Source organism: Vibrio ezurae NBRC 102218 (assembly GCF_000467185.1).
Lineage (GTDB): Bacteria > Pseudomonadota > Gammaproteobacteria > Enterobacterales > Vibrionaceae > Vibrio > Vibrio ezurae.
Window position 1 is genome coordinate 16343 of sequence record NZ_BATM01000001.1, and the last position, 26039, is coordinate 42381.

Annotated in this window: 24 protein-coding genes; 9 read left to right on the forward strand and 15 right to left on the reverse strand. The window is 45.0% G+C overall.

Annotated features, from left to right (window positions below):
• Positions 1-57: 57 nt before the first annotated feature.
• Positions 58-936, reverse strand: coding sequence for a zinc ABC transporter substrate-binding protein ZnuA (znuA, locus tag VEZ01S_RS00080; RefSeq protein WP_021711963.1), 879 nt, complete (start codon positions 934-936; stop codon positions 58-60).
• Positions 937-1103: 167 nt separating this feature from the next.
• Here znuA and znuC point away from each other — a divergent pair, with 167 nt between their 5' ends.
• Positions 1104-1889 carry a zinc ABC transporter ATP-binding protein ZnuC gene (znuC, locus tag VEZ01S_RS00085; RefSeq protein WP_021711964.1) on the forward strand — a complete coding sequence of 262 codons (786 nt, stop codon included), beginning with the start codon at positions 1104-1106 and terminating at the stop codon, positions 1887-1889.
• A complete protein-coding gene (gene znuB, locus VEZ01S_RS00090; protein ID WP_021711965.1) occupies positions 1882-2667 on the forward strand; it encodes a zinc ABC transporter permease subunit ZnuB in 786 nt (261 codons plus the stop codon). The genes znuC and znuB overlap by 8 nt, the downstream gene beginning before the upstream one ends.
• Positions 2668-2732: 65 nt before the next feature.
• Here the strand turns inward: znuB and sucD are convergent, their stop codons facing one another.
• The 8 genes from sucD to sdhC all read right to left on the reverse strand — a co-directional run bounded on the left by sucD (position 2733) and on the right by sdhC (position 12337).
• Complete coding sequence (sucD, locus tag VEZ01S_RS00095; RefSeq protein WP_021711966.1) at positions 2733-3605, reverse strand: succinate--CoA ligase subunit alpha; 873 nt, start codon at positions 3603-3605, stop codon at positions 2733-2735.
• Complete coding sequence (gene sucC, locus VEZ01S_RS00100) at positions 3605-4771, reverse strand: ADP-forming succinate--CoA ligase subunit beta (protein ID WP_021711967.1); 1167 nt, start codon at positions 4769-4771, stop codon at positions 3605-3607. Before sucC ends, sucD begins: the two co-directional genes overlap by 1 nt.
• A gap of 182 nt (positions 4772-4953) precedes the next feature.
• Positions 4954-6165 (reverse strand): 2-oxoglutarate dehydrogenase complex dihydrolipoyllysine-residue succinyltransferase, encoded by a 1212-nt coding sequence (gene odhB / locus VEZ01S_RS00105; protein WP_021711968.1) that lies wholly within the window; start codon positions 6163-6165, stop codon positions 4954-4956.
• A gap of 13 nt (positions 6166-6178) precedes the next feature.
• Positions 6179-9004, reverse strand: a complete 2826-nt coding sequence (gene sucA / locus VEZ01S_RS00110; protein ID WP_021711969.1) for a 2-oxoglutarate dehydrogenase E1 component — start codon at positions 9002-9004, stop codon at positions 6179-6181.
• A 122-nt stretch (positions 9005-9126) separates the two neighbouring features.
• Positions 9127-9837, reverse strand: coding sequence for a succinate dehydrogenase iron-sulfur subunit (locus tag VEZ01S_RS00115; protein WP_021711970.1), 711 nt, complete (start codon positions 9835-9837; stop codon positions 9127-9129).
• Positions 9838-9848: 11 nt separating this feature from the next.
• The gene (sdhA, locus tag VEZ01S_RS00120; RefSeq protein WP_021711971.1) at positions 9849-11615 is read right to left on the reverse strand and encodes a succinate dehydrogenase flavoprotein subunit; all 1767 of its coding nucleotides are present in this window, start codon (positions 11613-11615) and stop codon (positions 9849-9851) included.
• Positions 11616-11963 (reverse strand): succinate dehydrogenase, hydrophobic membrane anchor protein, encoded by a 348-nt coding sequence (gene sdhD / locus VEZ01S_RS00125; RefSeq protein ID WP_021711972.1) that lies wholly within the window; start codon positions 11961-11963, stop codon positions 11616-11618.
• A complete protein-coding gene (sdhC, locus tag VEZ01S_RS00130) occupies positions 11957-12337 on the reverse strand; it encodes a succinate dehydrogenase cytochrome b556 subunit (protein WP_021711973.1) in 381 nt (126 codons plus the stop codon). The genes sdhD and sdhC overlap by 7 nt, the downstream gene beginning before the upstream one ends.
• A 399-nt stretch (positions 12338-12736) precedes the next feature.
• Here sdhC and VEZ01S_RS00135 point away from each other — a divergent pair, with 399 nt between their 5' ends.
• Complete coding sequence (locus tag VEZ01S_RS00135) at positions 12737-14026, forward strand: citrate synthase (protein WP_021711974.1); 1290 nt, start codon at positions 12737-12739, stop codon at positions 14024-14026.
• An 86-nt stretch (positions 14027-14112) separates the two neighbouring features.
• On the opposite strand, the gene VEZ01S_RS00140 is transcribed toward VEZ01S_RS00135, so the two are convergent.
• On the reverse strand, positions 14113-14871 hold the full coding sequence (locus tag VEZ01S_RS00140; RefSeq protein WP_021711975.1) for a Nif3-like dinuclear metal center hexameric protein: 759 nt from the start codon (positions 14869-14871) through the stop codon (positions 14113-14115).
• A gap of 88 nt (positions 14872-14959) precedes the next feature.
• On the opposite strand from VEZ01S_RS00140, the gene VEZ01S_RS00145 reads away from it, so the two are divergent.
• Positions 14960-15754 carry a DUF1853 family protein gene (locus VEZ01S_RS00145; protein WP_021711976.1) on the forward strand — a complete coding sequence of 265 codons (795 nt, stop codon included), beginning with the start codon at positions 14960-14962 and terminating at the stop codon, positions 15752-15754.
• 519 nt (positions 15755-16273) lie between these two features.
• On the opposite strand, the gene pgm is transcribed toward VEZ01S_RS00145, so the two are convergent.
• Positions 16274-17920 carry a phosphoglucomutase (alpha-D-glucose-1,6-bisphosphate-dependent) gene (gene pgm / locus VEZ01S_RS00150; RefSeq protein WP_021711977.1) on the reverse strand — a complete coding sequence of 549 codons (1647 nt, stop codon included), beginning with the start codon at positions 17918-17920 and terminating at the stop codon, positions 16274-16276.
• An 80-nt stretch (positions 17921-18000) separates the two neighbouring features.
• A complete protein-coding gene (gene seqA, locus VEZ01S_RS00155) occupies positions 18001-18555 on the reverse strand; it encodes a replication initiation negative regulator SeqA (RefSeq protein ID WP_021711978.1) in 555 nt (184 codons plus the stop codon).
• 92 nt (positions 18556-18647) lie between these two features.
• Between seqA and VEZ01S_RS00160 the strand changes: the two genes are divergently transcribed.
• From VEZ01S_RS00160 to VEZ01S_RS17020, 5 genes are all read left to right on the forward strand, one after another.
• Positions 18648-19418: an alpha/beta fold hydrolase gene (locus tag VEZ01S_RS00160; RefSeq protein ID WP_021711979.1), complete on the forward strand. Its 771-nt coding sequence runs from the start codon at positions 18648-18650 to the stop codon at positions 19416-19418.
• A gap of 70 nt (positions 19419-19488) precedes the next feature.
• A complete protein-coding gene (locus tag VEZ01S_RS00165; RefSeq protein WP_021711980.1) occupies positions 19489-19707 on the forward strand; it encodes a DUF2788 domain-containing protein in 219 nt (72 codons plus the stop codon).
• A 53-nt stretch (positions 19708-19760) separates the two neighbouring features.
• The gene (fldA, locus tag VEZ01S_RS00170; RefSeq protein ID WP_021711981.1) at positions 19761-20288 is read left to right on the forward strand and encodes a flavodoxin FldA; all 528 of its coding nucleotides are present in this window, start codon (positions 19761-19763) and stop codon (positions 20286-20288) included.
• A 215-nt stretch (positions 20289-20503) separates the two neighbouring features.
• Positions 20504-20944 (forward strand): ferric iron uptake transcriptional regulator, encoded by a 441-nt coding sequence (gene fur / locus VEZ01S_RS00175; RefSeq protein ID WP_021711982.1) that lies wholly within the window; start codon positions 20504-20506, stop codon positions 20942-20944.
• Positions 20945-20964: 20 nt separating this feature from the next.
• Entirely contained in the window at positions 20965-21549 is a 585-nt protein-coding gene (locus VEZ01S_RS17020) for a type II secretion system protein (protein ID WP_021711983.1), read from the forward strand.
• Between the two features lie 28 nt (positions 21550-21577).
• On the opposite strand, the gene VEZ01S_RS00185 is transcribed toward VEZ01S_RS17020, so the two are convergent.
• The 3 genes from VEZ01S_RS00185 to nagE all read right to left on the reverse strand — a co-directional run bounded on the left by VEZ01S_RS00185 (position 21578) and on the right by nagE (position 26035).
• A complete protein-coding gene (locus tag VEZ01S_RS00185; RefSeq protein WP_021711984.1) occupies positions 21578-22639 on the reverse strand; it encodes an AbrB family transcriptional regulator in 1062 nt (353 codons plus the stop codon).
• 86 nt (positions 22640-22725) lie between these two features.
• A complete protein-coding gene (glnS, locus tag VEZ01S_RS00190; protein ID WP_021711985.1) occupies positions 22726-24390 on the reverse strand; it encodes a glutamine--tRNA ligase in 1665 nt (554 codons plus the stop codon).
• 151 nt (positions 24391-24541) lie between these two features.
• Complete coding sequence (gene nagE / locus VEZ01S_RS00195) at positions 24542-26035, reverse strand: N-acetylglucosamine-specific PTS transporter subunit IIBC (protein ID WP_021711986.1); 1494 nt, start codon at positions 26033-26035, stop codon at positions 24542-24544.
• Positions 26036-26039: the final 4 nt, after the last annotated feature.

The window sequence follows — 26039 nt, forward strand, 5'->3', positions numbered from 1 at the left end:
ATCAAAAAAAACACCCTATTGAAGGGTGCTTTAAAATATTTTTGATTATTACTAAATTTATTTTAAGCAGGTCTCAAACTGCTGAGAAAGCTGCTTTAGAAAAGCAAAATAAGCACCGGGTTTCTCTTCAACAGAACTGGCAAGTGGATCTAATTCACCCTGATTGACGTTGCTACCACGAGTAACGGTATTGATAACCGCTGGCGTATATTGTGGCTCACTGAATACGCAGTGCACATCCCCTTTGGCTAAACGTGTTTTAATTTGAATTAATGTTCTTGCACCCGGCTTTCTTTCTGGGCTCACCGTAAAGTGACCGAGGTGGTTCAAACCAAAGTAGTCTTCAAAATAACCGTACGCATCATGGAATACGTAGTAGCCCTTATCCTGAACTTCTTTTAATTTCACGCTAATTTCTGAGGTTGTGAGCTGTAAGTTATTTAAGAAGTGATCCAAGTTCACTTTATAGCTCGACTCGTTTTCAGGGTCGATAGCAATCAATCTTTCCGCGATACTCTTTGCAACAATCGCAACTTGCTTTGGCCCTAGCCAAATGTGTGGATCGGTACTTCCATGATGATGTCCTGCGTGCGAACCATGATCATGGGCATCAGTAAACTCACGAAGATCAATATGTGGGATTTGACTGATGGTCAAAGTGTTGGTTTGGTCTTTGACCACGCCAGCCATAAAGTTCTCTAAATCAGGCCCAAACCAAATGACTAAATCGGCATCTCGTAGTTTTTTCACATCAGACGGGCGTAAAGAATAATCATGTGGAGACATTGCCGTCCCCAAAAGAGCTGACGAGCTCGCGACATCTGTCGTAATTTCTTGAGTGATAAGATGTATCGGCTTGATACTACTTACCACCTCTATCGCCTGAGCGTTGTTGATAAACACCAATGAGAGTAGGCACAGCAATACACGTTTCATCGTTCAGTTCCATTGTATTAGAGAAAATTAACCGCAGATGTTACATTATAACACTCGCGCTTAGCAAACGAATTGTATAGTTGCTAATTATGAAAAAGCAGCGATACTACTCTTCTCATGAATAACAGCGCACTCATCGAACCGCACACTAAGCAGGCCAATCCGTTATGACACAAATCGTCTCATTAAAAGATGTGACCGTTCAGTTTAATAAACGCAAGGTATTAGACAGCATCACTCTATCGATTGACGAATCAGAAATTATTACTTTAGTTGGTCCAAATGGTGCAGGGAAATCAACCTTAGTTAAAGTGATTCTAGGCATTCATAAGCAGTACCAAGGTAAAGTATCCAAAGCCAATAAACTGAGAATTGGCTATGTTCCGCAAAAGCTCCACTTAAACGAAACACTGCCGCTCACTGTAGACCGCTTTTTACGCCTTGCTGGCAAGTACAGCCAACAAGAGCGCCAAGATGCGCTAGCCTTGGTCAGTGCAAGTCACCTGCTACATTCAGATATTCATAAATTATCTGGCGGTGAAACGCAGCGAGTGTTGCTCTCTAGAGCGCTATTAATTCGCCCTCAACTACTGGTATTAGACGAACCTGCGCAGGGTGTCGACGTGCAGGGGCAAATCGAGCTTTACAATCTCATTGATACTCTACGCCACCGTTTTAGCTGTGCAATATTTATGATCTCCCATGATTTGCATCTGGTGATGGCAAAAACCGACAGAGTCATTTGTTTGCAACATCATATCTGCTGCTCAGGATCACCTGCCGCGATTTCATCTCATCCAAGCTATTTACAAATGTTTGGCGGTGCACCAGAAGCGAGCCTTGCCTTGTATCAACACCAGCACGACTATCATCATCATGATCTCTCAGGTGAACCTGTTGCCGGAGATATCAACACTTGTCACGATCATCAGCACGGACATAAACATGATTGAGTTTTTATTGCCTTCCATTCTAGCCGGTCTAGGCATCGCGATTATTGCAGGCCCTTTAGGCTCTTTTGTCGTTTGGCGAAAAATGGCTTACTTTGGTGACACCCTCGCTCACGCTTCGTTGATGGGTTTAGCACTCGGATTTTTATTTGACATTAATCTATACCTTGCTTTAGTAGTGTGCTGTTTAGCATTGGGGTTAGTGTTAGTGACTCTGCAGCGTCAGCAATTGGTTGCTACCGATACCTTACTCGGGATATTAGCGCATAGCTCACTATCGCTAGGCTTAATTGCGGTGAGCTTTCTAGACAATATCCGTGTCGATCTGATGGCGTATTTATTTGGTGATTTGTTAGCGGTAAATACGCAAGATGTCATGTTTATCTTTATGGGGGTCGCGGTGATCATGCTGCTACTGGTCACCTTCTGGCGACCATTACTTTCTAGCACCGTTAACGAAGAATTAGCCGCAATTGAAGGCGTTAATATTTCACTAATGCGTTTACTCACTATGATAATGATCAGCGTTGTCATTGCCGTAGGCATGAAGTTTGTGGGTGCGTTAATCATCACTTCACTGCTTATCATACCAGCGGCGACCGCGCGACGTTTTGCCAAAAGCCCTGAACAAATGGCCATTATGGCCTCATTGATTGGCGCGTTGTGCGTACTATCAGGATTGAGCCTTTCTTGGCAATACGATACCCCTGCCGGCCCGTCAGTCGTGGTAAGCGCTGCATTCCTATTCTTGTTAGTGCAACTCAAACCACAAGACAATTAAACCCAATAAAAAAGCCTCTGATTCACTCAGAGGCTTTGTTCAACTGTGCTGCATTTAGGGTTAGATTACCAACCCGTAATCTCGCGTAGCCCTTGGCCAATATCAGCAAGACTTTTCACTGTTTTTACACCAGCGGCTTCCAATGCTTGGAATTTATCTTCCGCAGTACCTTTACCACCAGAGATAATAGCGCCAGCGTGTCCCATACGTTTTCCCGGAGGCGCAGTGACACCAGCAATGTAAGAAACAACAGGTTTCGTCACATGATCTTTAATATAGGCTGCCGCTTCTTCCTCTGCGGTACCACCGATTTCACCGATCATCACGATAGCTTCTGTTTCAGGGTCTTGTTCAAACAGCTTGAGAATATCAATGAAGTTTGAACCCGGAATAGGATCTCCACCAATACCCACACAGGTAGACTGACCAAAGCCTTCATCAGTAGTTTGCTTAACTGCTTCATAGGTAAGTGTACCGGAGCGAGACACAATACCCACTTTACCTTTCTTATGAATGTGACCAGGCATGATGCCAATCTTACACTCATCAGGAGTGATAACGCCCGGACAGTTAGGGCCAATCATCACCACACCCGCTTCATCTAAACGCACTTTAACGTCAAGCAAATCTAACGTTGGAATGCCTTCGGTAATCGTCACAATCAGTTTGATGCCTGCATCAATTGCTTCAAGAATGGCATCTTTACAAAACGGCGCAGGGACATAAATCACCGACGCTGTAGCAGCGGTGGTTTCTACAGCTTCACGAACCGTATTAAATACCGGTAAACCTAGATGAGTTTGACCGCCTTTACCCGGAGACACACCGCCCACCATCTGTGTACCATACTCAAGCGCTTGCTCTGAGTGGAACGTACCTTGCCCACCAGTAAAACCTTGGCAGATAACTTTTGTCTCTTTATTGATTAAGATAGACATTATTTGCCCTCCGCTGCAGCTACGACTTTTTCTGCTGCTTCAGTTAGAGAGTTTGCAGCAATAATGTTTAGACCACTTTCCGCCAGTTTTTGAGAACCTAAAGGTGCATTATTACCCTCTAAGCGAACTACGACGGGTACTTCTACGCCCACTTCTTCAACTGCGCCAATAATACCGTCAGCAATCAAGTCACAACGAACAATACCACCAAAGATATTTACCAGTACCGCTTTCACGTTACTGTCAGAAAGGATGATTTTGAAGGCTTCTGTTACACGCTCTTTGGTTGCACCGCCACCGACATCGAGGAAGTTAGCAGGTTGACCGCCGTGCAAGTTAACGATGTCCATTGTCCCCATCGCTAAACCTGCGCCATTCACCATACAACCAATGCTGCCATCTAGAGCTACATAGTTTAGCTCCCACTGCGCCGCATGTGCTTCACGATCGTCTTCTTGAGATGGGTCGTGCATTTCACGCAATTTTGGCTGGCGATACATTGCATTTGAATCGATATTAATTTTGCCATCAAGACACAGTAGGTTGTCTTCTGCTGTGATCACAAGAGGGTTAATTTCCAGTAGTGCTAAGTCGTACTGTGCAAACATATTGCCAAGACCAAGGAAGATCTTAACAAACTGTTTGATTTGATCGCCTTTAAGACCCAGTTTAAAAGCCAGCTCACGACCTTGATAAGATTGAGGCCCAACCAATGGATCAATAGCGGCTTTGTGAATCAGCTCTGGTGTCTCTTCTGCAATTTTCTCAATATCGACACCGCCTTCGGTGGACGCCATAAAGACAATGCGACGTGAAGCGCGATCCACTACTGCACCTAAGTACAGCTCGTTGGCAATATTCGACGCTTCTTCCACCAAGATCTTCGTCACTGGCTGACCGTTAGCGTCAGTTTGATAAGTCACTAGGTTTTGACCTAGCCACTTTTGAGCAAATTCTTTTACCCCTTCTTTGGTGTCATGCAATTCAACCCCGCCCGCTTTACCGCGACCACCAGCATGTACTTGGCATTTAACTACTTTTTTTGCGGTGCTAATGCGCCCAGCAGCTTCAAATGCTTCTTGTGGTGTATCGCAGGCATACCCTTCAGGGACAGGTAACCCAAATTCAGCAAACAATTGCTTCGCCTGATATTCATGCAAATTCATTAGTATCTTCCATTTTTATTTTTCAGTGATAACCAGGTCATCACCTTCATTACTTCCTCATGCTAAAGAGAATGCTTTAGCAGGTGTGGGGCGACTCTCTTTCTATGACAGTTACACCTATCAGTGTCAATAATGGGCATAAAGTCAAAATAAGGGCGCCTAATGGCACCCTTAATTCTTAATTACACATCGAGTAGAAGACGCGCTGGATCTTCTAATAGTTCCTTGATAGTGACCAAGAAGCCAACAGACTCGCGACCATCAATCAGGCGATGATCGTAAGATAGGGCTAGGTACATCATTGGCAAGATTTCGACTTTGCCATCGACCGCCATTGGACGGTCTTGGATTTTATGCATGCCCAGAATCGCCGCTTGTGGTGGGTTGATGATCGGTGTCGACATCAAAGAACCAAATACGCCGCCGTTGGTAATAGTAAAGTTACCACCCATCAACTCGTCGACTGTCAATTTTCCGTCACGACCTTTAATCGCAAGATCTTTGATGCCCTTCTCGATATCAGCAAAACCTAACGTATCACAGTCTTTTAGAACTGGGGTCACTAGGCCGCGCGGAGTCGATACCGCCATGCTAATGTCAAAGTAGTTGTGGTAAACAATATCGTCACCATCAATAGAAGCATTCACTTCTGGATAGCGTTTCAGCGCTTCAGTCACCGCTTTTACGTAGAAAGACATAAAGCCCAAACGTGTGTCATGACGTTTTTCAAACGAATCTTTGTATTGCGCACGCAGATCCATAATAGGTTTCATGTTCACTTCGTTAAACGTCGTCAACATTGCGGTGCTGTTCTTCGCTTCCAACAGACGCTTTGCGACCGTTTTACGCAAACGCGTCATTGGTACACGTTTTTGACTGCGAGCTGCCGCTGGCACTTCCACAGGAGCAACAGGTGCGATTTCTGGCGCTGCTTTTTTAGCGTTCGCCAAATGTGCATCGACGTCTTCGCGTGTAATACGACCACCGACACCAGTACCTTTCACATCAGAAGGACTCAAGCTATGTTCGGCCAACAAACGTCTTACTGCTGGGCTTAATGCTTCGTTATTTTCTTCAGTCAGTGTCGCTTTGTGACGCTTGTCTGGAGAAGCTTCGGTAGCTTCGGTTGAGTCTTTAGTTGGCTCACCCGCCACTGCGCCCGGCTTAATTTTGGCCAGAAGTTGCTTGGCAAGAACGGTTGCCCCTTCTTCTTCAAGGATTTCTTCAAGCACACCCGCTTCAGGTGCCGGAACTTCAAGGACAACTTTATCAGTTTCGATATCCACTAATACGTCATCACGCTCTACTCTATCGCCAGGCTTTTTGTGCCAGGTTGCAACGGTAGCATCTGCAACTGATTCAGGTAAATCAGGAACCAGAATTTCAATTGTCATTTGTTGGGCTTCCTTATTCTTCTAGTTCTTTATCAATTGTAAGAGCGTCATCGATTAACGCTTTCTGTTGTTTCAAGTGCACCGACATGTAACCCACCGCTGGTGATGCTGACGCAGGGCGACCCGCATAATTCAAAGTGGTGTTAAATGGCGTTGCGGCGCGGAAGTTGTGTTGGCTTGAATACCAAGCACCTTGGTTTTGAGGCTCTTCCTGACACCAAACGTAATCGGTCACTTGCGGGTAAATAGAGATCACTTCACGTAAATCTGCGATTGGGAATGGGTACAATTGCTCGATACGAACAATCGCCACATCATCAATCTCACGCTTGCGTCGTTCATCCAGCAGGTCGAAATATACCTTACCAGAACAGAACACCACGCGGCGTACTTTAGACGGCTCAAGATCATCCACTTCAGGAATACAAGCTTGGAAAGTACCTTCAGCTAAATCTTCTAGTGACGACACACACAATGGATGGCGTAACAAAGACTTCGGCGACATCACAATTAAAGGACGACGCATTGGGCGAACCACTTGGCGACGCAACATGTGATACACCTGTGCGGGTGTTGACGGTACCACAACTTGCATGTTTTGTTCCGCACACAACTGTAGGTAGCGCTCAAGACGTGCAGAGGAGTGCTCAGGGCCTTGACCTTCATAACCGTGAGGTAACAGTAGGGTAATGCCACATAGACGATTCCACTTTTGCTCACCCGAGGAGATAAACTGATCAATCACGACCTGTGCACCATTGGCAAAATCACCAAACTGCGCTTCCCAGATAGTCAGGCCACCCGGCTCTGCCGTGGTATAACCATATTCAAACGCCAGTACGGCTTCTTCGGACAAGACCGAATCAAAGACTTGGAACGGGCCTTGTTTGTCATGAATATTGGACAACGGCACGTAAGTGCTTGCATCACCTTGGTTATGCAATACCGCATGACGGTGAAAGAAAGTACCGCGCCCAGAATCTTGCCCTGAGATGCGGATACGCTTGCCATCGTCCACAATCGTGGCGTACGCCAATGTTTCTGCCATACCCCAGTCAATGGCTTTTTCACCTTCAACCATGGCTTTACGGTCGTTATAGAGCTTGTTGACTCGACTTTGCAATTGGTGACTATCTGGATAGTTACACACTTTATTGCCAAGCTCTTTTAGACGAGTAAGATCCAGTTGACTGTCCCACTCCATATCCCACTCATGGCCGATATAAGGAGACCAATCTACAGAATGTAAAGCCATTGGACGCCACTCTTTCACCACCACTTCACCGTGGTCAAGGGCATCACGATACTCATTGACTAATTGCGTGGCGGTATCGATACCAATCTCATCGCGCTCCATCATCACATCCGCATAAAGCTTACGTGGTGTTGGGTGCTTTTTGATTTTTTGGTACATCAATGGCTGAGTCGCATTGGGCTCATCCGCTTCATTATGACCATGACGGCGGTAACACACCAAATCAATCACCACATCACGTTTAAAGGTGTTGCGATAATCCAGTGCGATACGAGTGACAAACGCCACCGCTTCAGGGTCGTCCGCATTGACGTGGAATATCGGTGCCTGCACCATCTTCGCGATATCGGTACAGTACATGGTCGAACGGGTGTCTCTTGGGTTTGACGTGGTGAAACCAATTTGGTTATTGACCACAATTCGCACCGTACCACCCACTTGGAAGCCACGTGCTTGAGACATATTAAATGTCTCTTGTACTACCCCTTGTCCTGCAATAGCAGAATCACCATGAATAGTGATAGGCAATACTTTAGAACCGTCTTTATCACCTAAGCGGTCTTGGCGGGCTCGTACTGAGCCAATGACCACAGGGTTAACAATTTCTAAGTGAGAAGGGTTAAATGCCAATGCTAAGTGAACATTGCCACCGGGAGTGGCAAAATCGGCCGAGAAACCTTGGTGGTATTTAACATCACCGGTACCCCAAGTATCATCGTGTTTGCCCGCAAACTCGTCAAATAAGTCCTGAGGCTTTTTACCTAGCACGTTGACCAGCATATTCAAACGACCACGGTGAGCCATACCCACAACGACTTCGCGCATACCACTACGACCCGCATGACGAATGAGTTCTTTGGTCATAGGAATGAGCGCATCACCGCCTTCTAGAGAGAAGCGCTTTGCACCAGGGAATTTAGCACCAAGATAGCGTTCAAGACCTTCTGCTGCGGTCAATTCATCAAGATAGGTAATCTTCTCCTCTAGGGAGAACTCTGGTTGAGATTGAACTGACTCAAGACGCTGCTGAACCCAACGTTTTTGCTCAGTGTTGGTCATATGCATATATTCTGCACCGACCGAACCACAATAAGTCTTGTTAAGCGCTTGATAGAGGTCTTTCAACTGCATGGTTTCTTGCGCAACCGCAAACGAACCCACGTTGAAATTTTCGTTGAGATCATCTTGTGTGAGATTGTGGAACGCAGGGTCCAGTTCAGGCTGAACTGGGCGTTGCCACAAACCTAACGGATCTAGGTTGGCCGCTTGATGGCCTCTAAATCGATAGGCGTTAATAAGTTGCAAAACTCTTACTTGTTTTGCGTCGACATCAGGATCACTTACTTGGACACTATAATGCTTGGTCTCTTGTGCCAGTCTGCGAAAGTAGTCACGAACACGCGTATGGGACTGTTCCCCTTGTTCTGATGCCTGCACGGGCAGTTCATCAAAAACACGTTTCCATTCCTCACTCACCAGATCTGGGTCACTGAGATAAAGTTCGTAGAGTTCTTCTACGTACGTTGCATTGGCGCCAGCCAAGTGTGAAGACTCGAGCCATGCCTTCATCACACTGTTATGCATATATTCCCTTAATCTGTAGATTAGTACTTACTGTTTCGGTCTTTGCCGAACTTATCTTCAACCCAAAGGTTGGCTAAAACAGGCTTAACAGTAAACTCCGAAAAGCCCGTAATTTCAATGATCTAAACCGAACGATTTACCAACATCGTCTTAATATGTCCAATCGCTTTGGTTGGGTTTAACCCCTTAGGACATACACTGACACAATTCATGATGCCATGACAACGGAAAACACTGAATGCATCGTCTAAACTGTTCAGTCGCTCATCAGTTGCGGTATCTCGGCTATCAATTAACCAACGATAAGCCGCTAATAAACCGGCTGGACCGATAAACTTGTCAGGATTCCACCAGAACGAAGGACAGGATGTGGTACAACATGCACACATAATACATTCATATAAACCATCAAGGTGTGCACGCTCTTCCGGCAGTTGTTTGTGCTCTCGCGATGGTGGCAGTTCACCATCGGAGATAAGAAACGGTTTTACTTTGGCATAGTTGTCATAGAACTGCGTCATATCCACAATCAAGTCGCGTACTACAGGCAAACCTGGCAATGGACGAATGGTCAGAGTATCCCCTTTTAAGGCTGACAGCGGTGTAATACACGCTAGGCCGTTTTTGCCATTCATGTTTAACCCATCACTACCACATACCCCTTCACGACATGAACGACGGAAAGACAGCGACGGATCTTGTTCTTTTAGCAAGATCAGTGCATCCAACACCATCATGTCTGAGCCTTCTTCCACCTGTAAGGTATAAGATTTCATGTAAGGCTTGTTGTCCACGTCTGGGTTATAGCGATAGACAGAAAAATTCAGGTTCATATCTCGCTCCCTTAATAAGTTCTAGCTTTCGGTGGAAACGCTTCACGATGCACAGGTTCCATATTCACATCACGCTTAGACATACTTTCCGTTTCTGGATTGTAAATTGAGTGGCATAGCCACTGCGAATCATCGCGGTCTGGATAATCAAAGCGGGCGTGTGCGCCACGGCTTTCTGTACGGTAGTTAGCAGCAACCGCAGTTGCTACAGCGGTTTCCATCAAGTTATCAAGTTCGAGACACTCAATACGCTGTGTATTGAACTCTGTGGATTTATCGCTAAGGTGCGCATCTTGCAGGCGCTCGCGAATTTCACGCAACTCAGTAAGCCCCGTTGCCATCGCTTCACCTTCACGGAATACCGAGAAACTGTTTTGCATGCAGCTTTGCATATCTTTACGGATTTGCGCAGGGTCTTCACCGCTGGTGCTGTTCTCCCAACGCATAGTGCGCGCTAGAGACGCTTCAATATCTGACTCTGAAACTGCACGAGCTTCTGACTGAGCATCCAATGTATCACCAAGGTGTAGACCGGTTGCTCGGCCAAATACCACCAAATCAAGCAGCGAGTTGCCGCCTAGACGGTTTGCACCGTGTACCGATACTGAGGCAATTTCGCCACAAGCAAATAAACCTTGTACTTCCACATCTTGTCCATTGCCGTCGAGCTTAATGGCTTGGCCGGAAACTTGAGTCGGTACGCCGCCCATCATGTAGTGACAAGTTGGGATAACAGGAATCGGTTCTTTTACTGGGTCAACGTGAGCAAAGGTACGTGATAGTTCACAGATACCCGGCAGACGAGACTCGAGTACGTCTTTACCTAAATGATCCATCTTCAGCTTAATGTGAGGTCCCCAAGGGCCATCACAACCACGGCCTTCACGAATTTCAATCATCATTGAACGCGCCACAACGTCACGGCCAGCTAAGTCTTTCGCATTCGGTGCATAACGCTCCATAAAGCGTTCGCCATCTTTATTAAGAAGATAACCACCCTCACCACGACAACCTTCTGTTACAAGAACACCGGCTCCTGCAATACCCGTTGGGTGGAATTGCCACATTTCCATGTCTTGCATAGGAACACCAGCGCGCAGTGCCATGCCTACGCCATCACCGGTATTGATGTGAGCATTAGTGGTTGAAGAATAAATACGGCCTGCACCGCCAGTGGCTAAAATAGTGGCCTTCGATTTGAAGTAGCACATCTCGCCGGTTTCCATGCAGATTGCCGTACAGCCCATGACGACGCCGTCTTGGTTCTTCACCAAATCAAGGGCATACCATTCACTGAAAATCGTGGTTTTGTATTTGATGTTCTGTTGGTACAAGGTATGCAATAGTGCGTGGCCTGTACGGTCAGCCGCCGCCGCAGTACGCGCCGCTTGCTCACCACCAAACTGTTTTGACTGACCACCAAACGGACGCTGATAAATCGAACCGTCTTCAAAGCGAGAAAACGGTAGTCCCATTTTTTCTAGCTCGATGACAGATTCTGGACCGTTCTTACACATATATTCGATAGCGTCTTGGTCACCAATGTAGTCCGACCCTTTCACGGTGTCGTACATATGCCATTGCCAATTGTCTTCGTGAGAGTTGCCAAGGGCAACGGTAATGCCACCCTGCGCTGAAACCGTATGAGAACGAGTTGGAAAAACTTTTGATAGTAATGCGCAAGTTAAACCTTGCTCAGAGATTTGTAGTGCTGCGCGCATACCTGCACCACCAGCACCAATGACAACAGCATCAAATTCGCGAACTGGAATTGTCATCTATGCCCCCCAAAGAATAAATAGGCCAGAGAAAAAGTAACCAAATAGCACTGCAACGAGAACCAGTTGCAGGCTGCCGCGTAGCAGCGCTGGTTTAATGTAATCGGTTAATACCTGCCACACACCAATCCAAGCATGGATAAGAATGCAAAACAGTGCGATCATGGTAAATATTTTAGTGAACAGCCCACCAAAGAAGTGAGTCCACTGCAAATAACCAATATCACCAGAAAATAAGAAAAAGCCACAAAGATAAATGGTGTACAGCGTTAAGATAATGGCCGTAGCGCGAATCAATAGAAAGTCATGTACGCCATTGCGCCCTACGGAGGAAACAGGATTTACCATACTATTACTCCTGCAACGATTGCTAATACGCCTGTCACAATAAAGGAGATTTGAGCGCTCTTCGCACCGCTCTCTAATTCTTCAAAGTAACCAAGGTCTTGGCAAAGATGTCGAATACCGCCCACGATATGATAGAAAAGTGCAGTCAGTATTCCCCACAATATGAATTTGACGAAGAAACCATCCACATAGCTGGCCGCCTCCATAAATCCTTTTGGTGATGATAATGAGATAGAAAGTAACCAAAGCAAGATCCCTACAGCAACAAAGGTAATCACACCGGACACCCTATGCAGAATCGAAGCAATGGCAGTAATTGGGAAATGAATCGTTTGCAGATCCAAATTGACAGGTCTTGTTTTTTTCTTGTCCACGGCGTGCTCTCTCAGCTCCTTTGAACAGTTACAAATAGTAAACAATTGAGCTTTTTAGCAAAAAATTAACAAAAGCTTACATAAGTTAAGGTAAAAGCTAATCATCTTGTCATATCAGTCATCTATAACTTAAATTCGCCTCTAATTAGCAGAAGGCCGCCTTAGAGATAAATCAACGATATAGCTTTTATTTCATGGTCACTATAACGATTGTTAACAATGACGCACAATATTATTAACAAATTTTGTTACATACCCCCGATTTTTAGCAATTCCACTTATAGAAATCGAGGTAAGTGCACACAAAAAGCTATATAAATTGACATCGAAGGCGAACACCAGTACAAATTTGGTGCACCATTGAATCAAGATGGAAAATAAATAACAAAGGAGAATGTTATGGCAGATAAGCAAGCGACTCTGACTATTGAGGGTCAAGCGCCTATCGAATTGCCGATTATGAAGGGAACTGATGGCCCAGACGTGATCGATGTTCGTACATTAGGAAGCCAAGGGTATTTCACCTTTGACCCTGGTTTTCTAGCCACCGCATCTTGTGAGTCTCAAATCACCTACATTGATGGCGCCGCAGGTATTTTACTGCACCGTGGTTACCCAATCGATGAGTTAGCAAACAACGCAGATTATTTAGAAGTTTGTTATATTTTGCTCTACGGAGAAGCTCCAACTCGCGAAAAATACGAGAACTTTAAGAAAGTGGTTGGCCGCCATACTATGGTACATGAACAAATCGCCAGCTTTTTCCACGGTTTCCGTCGCGACGCCCACCCGATGGCAGTAATGTGTGGAGTAGTAGGTGCTTTAGCCGCCTTCTATCACGATTCACTCGACGTTAACAATGATGAACACCGTGAAATTGCAGCATTTCGACTACTGTCAAAAATGCCGACTCTTGCGGCAATGTGTTACAAATACAGCATAGGTCAACCGTTCATTTATCCACGTAATGACCTGACTTATGCAGAAAACTTCCTGCATATGATGTTTGCTAACCCATGTGAGGAATACGAAGTTAACCCTGTGGTTGCTCGCGCAATGGACAAAATCTTCACCTTGCATGCAGACCATGAACAAAATGCTTCAACTTCAACAGTTCGTTTAGCGGGCTCTTCAGGCGCTAACCCATTTGCTTGTATTGCGGCAGGTATTGCCTCTTTGTGGGGACCGGCACACGGCGGCGCAAACGAAGCTTGTCTGCATATGCTTGAGGAAATCGGTAGCGTAGACAAGATTGAAGAGTATGTGGCGAGAGCAAAAGACAAAGATGACCCATTCCGCTTGATGGGCTTTGGTCACCGCGTCTACAAAAACTACGACCCTCGTGCAACGGTCATGCGTGAAGCTTGCCATGATGTGCTAGAAGAGCTAGATATTAAAGACCCTTTGCTTGATGTAGCAATGGAACTGGAACGTATTGCACTTTCTGATGAATATTTTGTTGAGAAGAAACTCTACCCGAACGTTGACTTCTACTCAGGCATTATTCTAAAAGCGATCGGTATTCCAGTCTCTATGTTTACCGTTATCTTTGCTATCTCACGTACTGTGGGTTGGATTGCACACTGGGGCGAAATGCACAATGATCCAAATAACCGTATCGGCCGACCTCGTCAGCTTTATACGGGTGCAACTCAGCGTGAATTTAAGCCACTTCATGAACGTGAATAACGGCTAATCTCAACGCAGAATAAAAAGGCTTGAGCACTATTGTTCAAGCCTTTTTTGTCCTTTACGCTATATCGAACGACACCAAGTTACACTGGGTTATGAATATCCACAAAAGTCACTTCAAAGCCGTGTTCTTGTGCTAACCACTCACCCAGCGCTTTAATTCCATAGCGCTCTGTCGCATGATGACCTGCCGAAAAGTAGTGAATACCCTGCTCACGAGCGACAAAAGTCGTGCGCTCTGCAATCTCTCCTGAGATAAACGCATCAAGATTCTGATCGGCAGCAAGCTGAATATAATCCTGCCCTCCTCCCGTACACCAACCGACAGTTTCGATCACTTTGTCGGCATGATCTGGGGCGATATGCAGTGGTTCTCGATCGAGTACTTGCGCAATACGTAACGCAAACTCCGCACCAGTCAGCGGTGCTTTTAAACGTCCATAAAGTGCGATAGATTGAGCATGCCCTTCTAGACCACCTTCTATCTCGATATCGAGTAATTGTGCCAGCTGGACGTTATTCCCTAGTTCAGGATGAATATCCAGCGGTAAGTGATAACCATACAAATTAATGTCATTTTTAATCAAAGCGCGAATCCGGCGCCCTTTCATACCAACAATAGGCTCAGCTTCACCTTTCCAAAAATAACCATGATGCACCAAAAGTGCGTCGGCATTTTGTTTAATCGCCTCATCAATTAACGCTTGGGACGCCGTCACGCCCGTTACAATTTTTTTGATGTTTTCGACACCTTCAACCTGCAATCCATTCGGCGCATAATCTTTGATCTGCGTTGCACTTAACTTGTCATTAAGAAGGCTTTGTAATTTTAAATTATTCATTTTTATTCCAAATATTTGAAAATACATCGGATATGTAGCAAGTTAAATAAACCTCCTTTTACAGGTTTGTACCTATGCGGGTTTATTTATGCCTAACTATACGGTGAATGCTTCAATTTTAACTCAATTTGCACAGTGGATTGCAACTACCCCACCGCTATTTATAGGTGATGAGATCATTGTGCAGAAACTGCCCTTTACTCATACCGATAATCTGCAGATTAACGACTATCGTGGCAACTCTCGCCTTGGCTTTATATATCAGCACCTATGCCAAGAATTATTTACGCACTGCTCTCCCCTTGCTATCGAACAGACCGAACTGCAACTCAATAATGAAGGGCGAACACTGGGGGAGCTTGATTTCATTTTACGAGACCCATTCTCGCTTGATGCAAGCCATCTTGCTCAGCATTGGGAAGTGGCGATTAAATTTTACTTATTGCACCAAGGAAGATGGTATGGGCCGAACGCCAAAGATCGTTTAGATAAAAAATTGCGCCATATGTTAAATCATCAGCTCAAGCACACCCATACGCCATGCTTTATTGAGCAATATCCACAATGGCAATATCTGTCTCAGCACCTATTAATGCAAGGGCGTTTGTATATCAACCCCTTTGAGTCACACCCTATTCCTCGTTTTTGCGAAGGAAAAGAAATTAATGTAAGCCAAATTACCGGCTATTGGTGTTACCAAAAGCAGTTTTCCCAAATAGATGAATCTTTATATCAACTCGATAAGTCCTGCTGGGCAATTGGCGCAGCACTCACCCCTGAGCTCACTGCGGTGACAAAACCCCTACAGTCTATTTTGCACTGTCAGAGCCAATCGGGTCGGTTTTGGTTCATCGTGCCCGATAATTGGCCAAATAATACGTAGCTAATTTTTCAAACAGTGATTGCAAATTCTACTTCACTGCTCATGAAAACAAATAAAAATCGCTATAAAACAATAACTTAAGCATATAATAATATACAAAATATTTATCAATGCGTAAACTGGTCGCTACGTGCATATTGAACCTGCCAATGCAGAAGAATAAAGTCTTGCTACATTTTTAGCACTGGCTAGTTTATCTAGGAATTCTTATGGCACAATTGGTAGAAGCATTATTCGTTTTTATGCTGATGATCTGCGCCCCACTGTTCATCGTGATTCTTCTGCACCGAATGCAAGAGAGAAAAACCGCTCGACGCCTATCTCATTAATTTTTCAGCGTTTTTTAAGTCTCGATTTAATACCAATCACACTAAGAAAGTGTTCAGTACTAGCACAGCTATCGAGCATTTTAACAAGCTAGAATAACCCGTTATTTCGTACGATAGGTATAAGATATAAAAAAACCCATTGACCAAAAGGCAATGGGTTTTTGTCACTTTATCGATGTAAAAGCAGAGATTATAAACCTGCGGCCTTAAACACCTGATTTACTATTTCTTGCGCTTCCGTTTCAATCGCCTTTAAGTGCTCAGCACCTTTAAAGCTTTCACAGTAAATCTTATAGATTTCTTCGGTACCTGAAGGACGAGCGGCAAACCAACCATTTGCTGTGGTCACTTTTAGTCCGCCAATCGCAGCGCCATTGCCCGGAGCGTGTGTTAAACGCGCTGTAATCGCATCACCCGCTAGAGTATCGGCAGACACCATCTCAGCAGACAGCTTAGTCAGTACGTCTTTTTGTGGGCCGTTTGCTACTGCTTGAATACGGTTGTAGCTAGACTCACCGTGTTTCGCGGCTAACTCGTTGTAGTATTGCTGAGGGTTTTTACCCGTTACGGCAGTAATTTCAGCCGCTAGCAAACATAAGATGATGCCATCTTTATCCGTTGCCCAAGGCGTACCGTCTTTACGTAAGAAAGACGCCCCTGCGCTCTCTTCACCGCCGAAGCCAAACTTGCCTTCGTACAGACCGCCTACAAACCATTTGAAGCCAACAGGCACTTCACACAGTTCGCGACCAAGATCAGCCACAACGCGATCGATAATGGCACTAGAAACCAATGTTTTACCCACGGCAACTTCTGCGCCCCAACCTTCACGGTGACGGTATAAGTAATCGATACACACAGCTAGGAAATGGTTTGGATTCATCAAACCTGCTGGCGTTACGATCCCGTGACGGTCATAGTCCGGGTCGTTGCCAAATGCTAGGTCGTAATCGTCTTTCAGTGCTAGCAGACCTGCCATCGCGTAAGGCGAAGAACAGTCCATACGTACCACACCGTCTTTATCTAAAGACATGAACTGGAAGCTAGGGTCAATGGCTTCACTCACTAGAGTAAGATCTAGGTTGTACGCTTTTTGAATTTGACGCCAGTAATCAATGCCTGAACCACCTAATGGATCAACACCGATTTTTAAGTTGGCTTTTTGAATCGCTTGCATGTCAACCACGTTGACCAGATCCGCCACATAAGGAGCCACGAGATCTTTTTCAATAAACAACTCGCTGGCTTTTGCATCCGCAATGCCTACACGTTTTACATCCACCAGACCTGTAGCAATGATTTCATTGGCGCGATCTTCAATTGCTTTAGTCAACTCACCTTCCGCAGGGCCACCATGTACAGGGTTGTACTTGATGCCACCATCTTGCGGCGGGTTATGCGAAGGAGTGATGACGATGCCGTCAGCTTTCGCATCGTTGACTAAGTTATGAGTCAGGATTGCATGAGAGATACCCGGAGTTGGGGTATAGCCTTCATGCTCTTGACAGATAACCTGCACACCATTTGCTACCAACACGTCTACCACAGTAGAAAATGCAGGTTCAGAAAGTGCGTGGGTGTCTTTACCCACAAATAACGGCCCGGTCACTCCATGACTCGCGCGAACTTCAACGACTGCTTGCGCGATCGCTAAAATATGATTTTCGTTAAAGGTTACCTTATCAGCACTACCACGATGGCCTGAAGTACCAAACGCGACTTTTTGTGCCGTGTTGCCTGCTTCAGGTTGCAATAAATAGTAGTTAGCCACCAACTGGGGGATGTTGTGTAGATCTTCTTGCTGAGCCTTTTGCCCGGCACGAGGATGCATAGCCATTGCGTTATTCCTTTTTATAGTTCTTAAAATCAAAAATACCCACGAACCTGGGGGGATTCTGTGGGTATTATTCCTTGGGATTATATCGAACGTGTGACACGTTCTATTAATTCGGCAGGGAAGGACATTCTTACCATTAACTGCTCAACCATCTGACGTTTACGGCTGGTGTTGTTATTGGTAATCACCCAAAACGGTGACCCGGGAATCGCTCTTGGTTTGGTCGTAGTGCCACTTGCCAAAAGCACAGCTTCGTTATCTGCAAAGTAAACTCGCTTGCGCCCTTTTACTTGGGTCGCTTCAGCGAATCCGTCTTTATCAATTCTATGAAGCGCAGATAACATAAACATAAATCGATCAATCGCCTTATCAAGAGAGGCAAATTCATCTGAAATCAACTCGCTGCGGATTTGCTTGATAGGGTCAATAGACTGCGTTGGTTTACCAACGGTGATAGGTGTTGCTGGGCCTTTAGGTTCAACTTCAGTCTCAACTGGAGTGGTCTCGGCTTGTTTTTCTACAGCACCATTCACATCGAGTAAACGTCGTAGAATATCGGATGCACTCTCTCCAATACGTTGGGTACGGCTCGCGATAAATCTATACAGTTCTTCGTCAACTTCGATGGTTTTCATTCGCTTTTCACAATCTTATTAGTTTAAACTGCCTCAGATTATACCCAGTTATTGAACAAGTCTCTACGGAAAGAAAAAAGGAAATAGAGAAAATGTCGAGCCAGTTGCACTATAAAATCCAAGGTAGCGGTAAACCGATACTTCTCATTCATGGTTTATTTGGCAGTTTAGATAACCTAGGACTGCTTGCTCGCGATCTCAGTCAAGATCATCAAGTGATCAGTGTGGACCTGCGTAACCATGGCCGTTCTCCGCATTACCCTGAACACAATTACGAGGATCAAGCGTCAGACATACTGACTGTTATTGACGATCTTAAACTGACCGAGCTCATTGTGATTGGGCATTCGATGGGCGGTAAAGTGGCAATGAAGCTGGCTTCACTAAAGCCAGAGGCCATTCAACAATTAATCGTACTGGATATGGCACCAGTGGCTTACCATGTTGATCGTCACAGCAATGTCTTTGCGGGTATTCAGGAAGTGGCAAAACAAAAACCGACACTCCGCTCTGAAGCCATGTCGCAGCTCGCGCAACATATCGAGATGGAAGGTGTTAGCCAGTTTTTAAGTAAATCTCTATATAAAGAGGGAGAAACTTTGGGCTGGCGTTTCAATTACATCGCCTTACAAAATCAGTATGAACAAATCATGACTTGGGAGGATTTAGCGCCGAATCCCGTTGCAACTTTATTTATGAAAGGCGCTAATTCGGACTATATTCAAGCGGAACATCAACACAGCATTATGCAGCAATTCCCGAATGCGAAAGCACATATCATTTCTAATACTGGGCATTGGCTACATGCAGAAAAACCCGACATGGTATTGAGAGTGATTCGCAAGTTTATTACACAAAATTGAGGTTCAAGGGTAAACAGACCTCACTAGATTATGATATAGTTCCGCGATTGATTAAGCATAAAGGGATGCCATGCTATACGATTACATTAATCAAATTGAATCCATCGGACTCGATTTGTTGTTTGCAGCCGTATTTTTACTAATAGGCTTGGCAATCAAAGATGTTCTAAAGCAGGGCAATGTTCCTCCATTTGGGCGTCGTATCGTATGGTTAGTGCTGTTTCTAGGTTGTGCCGGCTTTGTGACCAAGGGAGTGATACAACTCTCTTGGGAAGGCTCAGGTTTATAATCTTTAACACCGTATAAACGCATCCCATTACATCCAATATAGGTACTGATTCTATGGCAAGTGTAGGTCTCTTCTTCGGCAGTGATACTGGTAATACAGAAGCTGTTGCAAAGATGATTCAAAAACAACTCGGTAAAAAACTGGTTCACGTTCAAGATATCGCAAAAAGTAGCAAAGAAGACATTGATAACTTCGATCTACTATTACTTGGTATCCCTACTTGGTATTACGGTGAGTCTCAATGTGACTGGGACGATTTCTTCCCTGAACTAGAAACCATCGATTTTAGCACTAAGCTCGTCGCCATTTTTGGTTGTGGTGATCAAGAAGATTACGCTGAGTACTTCTGTGACGCTATGGGGACAGTTCGTGATGTTGTTGAAGCGAAAGGCGGTACTATCGTCGGTTATACTTCAACAGAAGGCTATGAATTTGAAGCTTCTAAAGCACTGGTTGATGATGATAACTTTATCGGCTTATGTATAGATGAAGATCGTCAGCCTGAACTGACCGAACAACGTGTTAACGCTTGGGTAGAGCAGATTCATTCCGAAATGTGTCTGGCCGAATTAGAAGACTAAACCTTCTTTATTTGTAAAGGGGGCCTTTAGGCCCCCTTTTTTAATTTTGATACCTATCCACAAACAATACGCGTATAAATGCCATATACTGTTCATAATACCCTTCTGCTTTATGGATAAAAATGAGATTGACAACCTTTATAATGTTTATTGTTGTCTATCCTTTCCATATAATGAACAATTAGCGTACAGCTCAAATTTTTAAAGGAAGATACATGCCAGATAACAACAAAGCCCTGAAGGAAGCTGGGTTAAAAGTCACTTTACCCCGCTTAAAAATTTTAGAGCTCCTGCAACAACCCGGTTGTCAGCACATCAGTGCAGAAGAGCTGTATAAAAAACTTATCGATATCGGTGAGGAAATTGGGCTAGCAACGGTTTACCGAGTATTAAACCAATTTGATGACGCAGGCATTGTCACTCGCCATCATTTTGAAGGCGGAAAATCGGTCTTTGAACTTGCAACTCAACACCACCATGACCACCTTGTTTGCCTTGATTGCGGTGCGGTGATCGAGTTTAACGACGAAGTGATTGAACAGCGTCAGCATGAAATTGCTAAAAAATACAACATCAACCTAACCAACCATAGCTTATACTTATACGGTCGTTGTGCGTCAGGTGATTGCAAGACAAACCCTAACGCGCACAATTAATCTCATATAAAAAGGGTTTTATGTCATTCAGCAGAAATGGATTTACGCTGATTGAACTGGCCGTCGTCATTGTTATTCTTGCGGTGCTCACTGTTATAGCAGCGCCGCGATTTCTCAACCTCAATGCTGACGCTAGAGAATCAATGTTGCGCGGTGTTGCCGCCGAGATGCAGCAATCCATCAATTTTGGACACCACAAATGGGCGATTGAAGGTCGTTCCAACCAACCACAAATTGATCTTCCAAACTACGCCAATGGTGAAGTGGATTTCAATGATGTGGGCTTTCCTATTGGTACTACCAAGCAGGCCGTATTTAGGGCGCCTTATAACATCGGCAGTGGTGAAGTAGCATGTTCGCTATTGTTTGATGCCATTCTGGTCACCTCTCTCACCGCTACCCGAAACTATAATCAAGCCGATAACTTTGACTTTGTTGCCCGCCGCACCAGTACCGATCTCACCGGTGAAAATGACGGCCCCTATCAGACCAAATGCCACTACATCTATACCAAGGATGGCTTTGATAGAGATCCAGAAGTTGCCACGCATGTGATTTGGTATAACTCTCGCACAGGTAACGTGTATTACGTTAACAACGGATAAAAGCTCTCCCAACCCGACGCTTTAACACTCACGCTTGGCTATGACGTATAAACCGCTTTGAAGCAAATTGCGCCATGTGTGGGGCGAGCAATACCACCATCAACAAACGTACAATCTGCATACTCATGACAAAACCTAAGTTGACTTGGGTGTGGCTTGACAATGCTATCGCGGTAACGGCATCTAACCCTCCCGGCGTCGTCGCCAGATAAGCGGTCAAAGGACTGACATGGAATATCAGCACTAACAGTACAGCCACCAAACCGCATAATGAAATGAGTCCCAGAATAGACAATAGAATTTTAGGAAGCGCAAACAAGGCTTGTTTTACTATCTGTGGGCTAAATCTCATACCGATACTCACGCCAAGCACTAAATAAGCGATATCAAGTGTCCACTCAGGTACTTCAAGTACCGCAATCCCAGAGTTAACACAAAAAGCACTGGCAAATATCGACACGAGAAAACAGCCGGCAGGCAAGCGTGATTTCACCCCAAGATAAGAGGTCACCACAATAATAAACAGCGTTTCCAGCACAGCTACCAATGGATGTGGATCGAGCCAGTGCTGTATATGCAGTTGCGTGGATTGAGTAGCATCAATCGCTAAGAAATGCGCAACGGTCGCCGCCAATAAGCTAACCATAACCACACGTAGATACTGCATGAACGCCACTAAGCTAGGATCATTACCATAAGACTCTGCCATCACCACCATAGCGGATGCACCACCCGGGGCGCACCCCCATATCGCGGTACTGCCTGGTAATATGCGTAACTTAGCGAGGCTATATCCCATTAACTGGCAAGCGAGTAGCACCACCAGCGCTACGCCGACAAATATCCACCAAATAGACAGAAACGGCTTTAAGATACTTAAATCCAACACCCGCCCTGCCATCAATCCAATCACAGACTGAATCAGGTAAATAGCCGATTTTGGCGTTTTCACTGACCATTTATAAAAACTAAACACAATAGCGGCCAACATTGGGCCCAGTAACGTTGCAGCAGGGATATGTACGCTATCAAACAGGATGCCCGCGAATAGGCATGCGCAATAAACAAATAAGGTTCGAAATGAAAACATAAAAAATGCCAGTCAGTGAAACTGACTGGCATTTTACCTATCGCTTACCGTTAATAGTTAACTATTAACGGAATGTAATTTTGTCACTAGTTTACTTTAGCCCAAGTATCACGCAACCCAACGGTGCGGTTAAATACCAGTGCGTCAGCAGTGCTGTCTTTGCTATCTATGCAGAAGTAGCCCGTACGTTCAAACTGATAGCCTGCGTCCACCGCTGCGCTCACTAGGCTTGGTTCTACAACACCTTGTTTCGTGGTTAAAGACTCAGGGTTAATTACCGCTTTAAAGTCTTCTGCTGCCGCTGGATTTGGCACAGTAAATAAACGATCGTATAAACGAATCTCAGCAGGGACACCTTTGCTCGCCGAAACCCAATGGATAACGCCTTTAACTTTACGGCCATCGGCTGGGTTTTTACCTAATGTCTCATCATCGTAAGTACAGTAGATGGTGGTGATATTACCTTGCTCATCTTTTTCGATACGTTCAGCTTTAATCACATACGCACCACGTAGACGAACTTCTTTGCCCAAAACCAAGCGTTTGTATTTCTTGTTCGCTTCTTCACGGAAGTCATCCGCTTCAATCAATACTTCACGAGTAAATGGCACTTCACGATTGCCCATTTCTGGCTTGTTCGGGTGATTCGCAACCGTGAGGGTTTCGACCTGATCTTCAGGGAAGTTTTCAATCACAACCTTCACTGGCTCAAGAACGGCCATTGCACGCGGTGCATTTTCGTTGAGATCGTCACGAACACAAGATTCTAAAGAACTAAATTCAATCATGTTCTCTTGCTTTGTCACACCAATGCGCTGACAAAACTCACGAATAGAAGCTGGCGTAAAACCACGACGACGCAAGCCAGAAATAGTCGGCATACGAGGATCGTCCCAACCATTGACTAAGTTCTCAGATACAAGCTGGCTTAGCTTACGCTTCGACATAACGGTGTATTCAAGATTTAAGCGGCTGAATTCGTACTGATGTGGTTGAGTTTCGATAGTGATGTTTTCCAAAACCCAATCGTACAGACGACGGTTATCTTGGAATTCTAGGGTACACAGTGAATGCGTAATGCCTTCTAGAGCATCCGAGATACAGTGTGTAAAGTCGTACATTGGGTAAATGCACCACTTATCACCCGTTTGATGATGGTGAGCAAAACGCACACGGTACAACACTGGATCGCGCATCACCATAAAGGAGGAGCTCATGTCGATCTTAGCACGCAAACAAGCCGCACCTTCTGCGAAATCACCCGCACGCATTTTTTCAAACAAAGCTAAGTTTTCTTCTACCGTACGATTGCGGTAAGGGCTTTCTTTACCTGGAGCGGTCAAAGTGCCACGGTATTCGCGGATCTCATCGGCACTGAGCTCTTCTACATACGCTAAACCTTTATTAATCAGTTCAATGGCATACGCATGTAACTGATCAAAATAGTTAGATGAATAACAAATTTCACCAGACCAATCAAAGCCTAACCATTGTACGTCACTTTTGATTGAGTCAACGTATTCAATGTCTTCTTTTTCAGGGTTAGTATCATCAAAGCGTAAGTTACACTGACCTTGATAATCTTGAGCAATACCAAAGTTTAGACAGATCGATTTAGCGTGCCCGATATGCAGATAGCCGTTTGGCTCTGGCGGGAAACGAGTATGCACGCTGTTGTGTTTACCATCCGCGATATCTTTATCGATAATCTGACGGATAAAATTCGATGGTCGAGCCTCAGCTTCACTCATCTATAGCACCTCATGGTTCAATTTTGCGAATATATTCTTATGACCTTACATTGTATTCGTCTAAACAACTAAATCTAGATGTTTATGTTCTTAAAAGTAAAAAAAATGCCTCCCAAAGGAGGCATAAGGAAAATAATTAACCGTTATTCAATTAAGATGGCAACTCAACTGCTGTTAGGTCAGCATCAGCAGGGATTTGTTTCATTTCGCCTGCAACGATTTCAGCCAGAGGACCTAGGATAACTTGAACGTTATTTGAACCCAGTTTCACCACGCCCATTGCACCTAAATCTTTCAGTATTTTCTCGTTTACAACACTTGTGTCGTTCAGTGTTAGACGTAGACGAGTGATACATGCATCGATAGATGAAATGTTGCTGTGACCACCTAGCGCTTTTAGGTACTGTTTTGCAAGCTCAGAAGAGTTTGAAGAACCACTTACCGTTGATGCTTCACCTTCGTCGTCTTCACGGCCTGGAGTTTTAAGACCAAACTTAACGATAACGGTGCGGAACACTGCGTAGTAAATACCGAAGAACGCAACACCTTGAAGGATTAGCATGTACCAGTCTTTCGCCAGTGGGTTACGGCTAGAAAGAACCATATCCACAAGACCTGCCGAGAAACCAAAGCCTGCAATCCACTGCATTTGTGCAGCGATGAATACAGAGATACCGGTTAGCGCTGCGTGCAGAACGTATAGGCCCGGAGCTAGGAACATGAACGAGAACTCTAGTGGCTCAGTAACACCTGTGAAGAATGATGCGAAGCCTGCTGCAATCATAATAGATGCAACTTTCTCTTTATGCTTAGACTTAGAAGTGTGGTAGATAGCCAATGCTGCGCCCGGTAGACCGAACATCATAATTGGGAAGAAGCCCGCTTGGTACATACCAGTAACACCCAGTGTTGCCGTACCTTCAGCAATAGACTTCGCGCCGCCTAGGAAGTTTGGAATATCGTTAATACCTGCAACGTCGAACCAGAATACTGAGTTCAATGCGTGGTGTAGACCGATTGGAATCAGTAGACGGTTAAAGAATGCGTAGATACCAGCACCTACAGAACCCATACCTTGGATAGACTCACCGAAGTGTACAAGACCGCCGTAGATTGCAGGCCATACGTACATAAGTACGAATGCTAATAGGATACCTGCAAATGAAGTCAAGATAGGTACTAAACGCTTACCAGAGAAGAACGCCAATGCTTTATGGAGTTCAACGGTAGAGAAGCGGTTATAGATTTCAGCAGAGATAATACCCACAAGGATACCGACAAACTGGTTTTGGATTTTACCAAATGCTGCAGGAACGGCGTCACCGCTGATCCCTTGAATCTGAGCTACTGCTCCTGGTGATAGTAATGTTGTTACAACGTACATCATAACAAGGCCGGCTAGTGCAGCTGCACCGTCTTTGTCTTTTGACATACCGTATGCAACACCGACAGCAAATAGCCATGACATATTGTCGATGATTGCTGCACCCGCTTTAATAAGGAAACCAGCCATTGGGCTGTTTCCACCCCAACCGGTTGGATCGATCCAATAGCCGACACCCATTAATATTGCTGCTGCCGGTAGGGTAGCAACTGGCACCATCAGTGCCTTACCTACCTTCTGTAAATATCCAAGAATGTTCACGTTA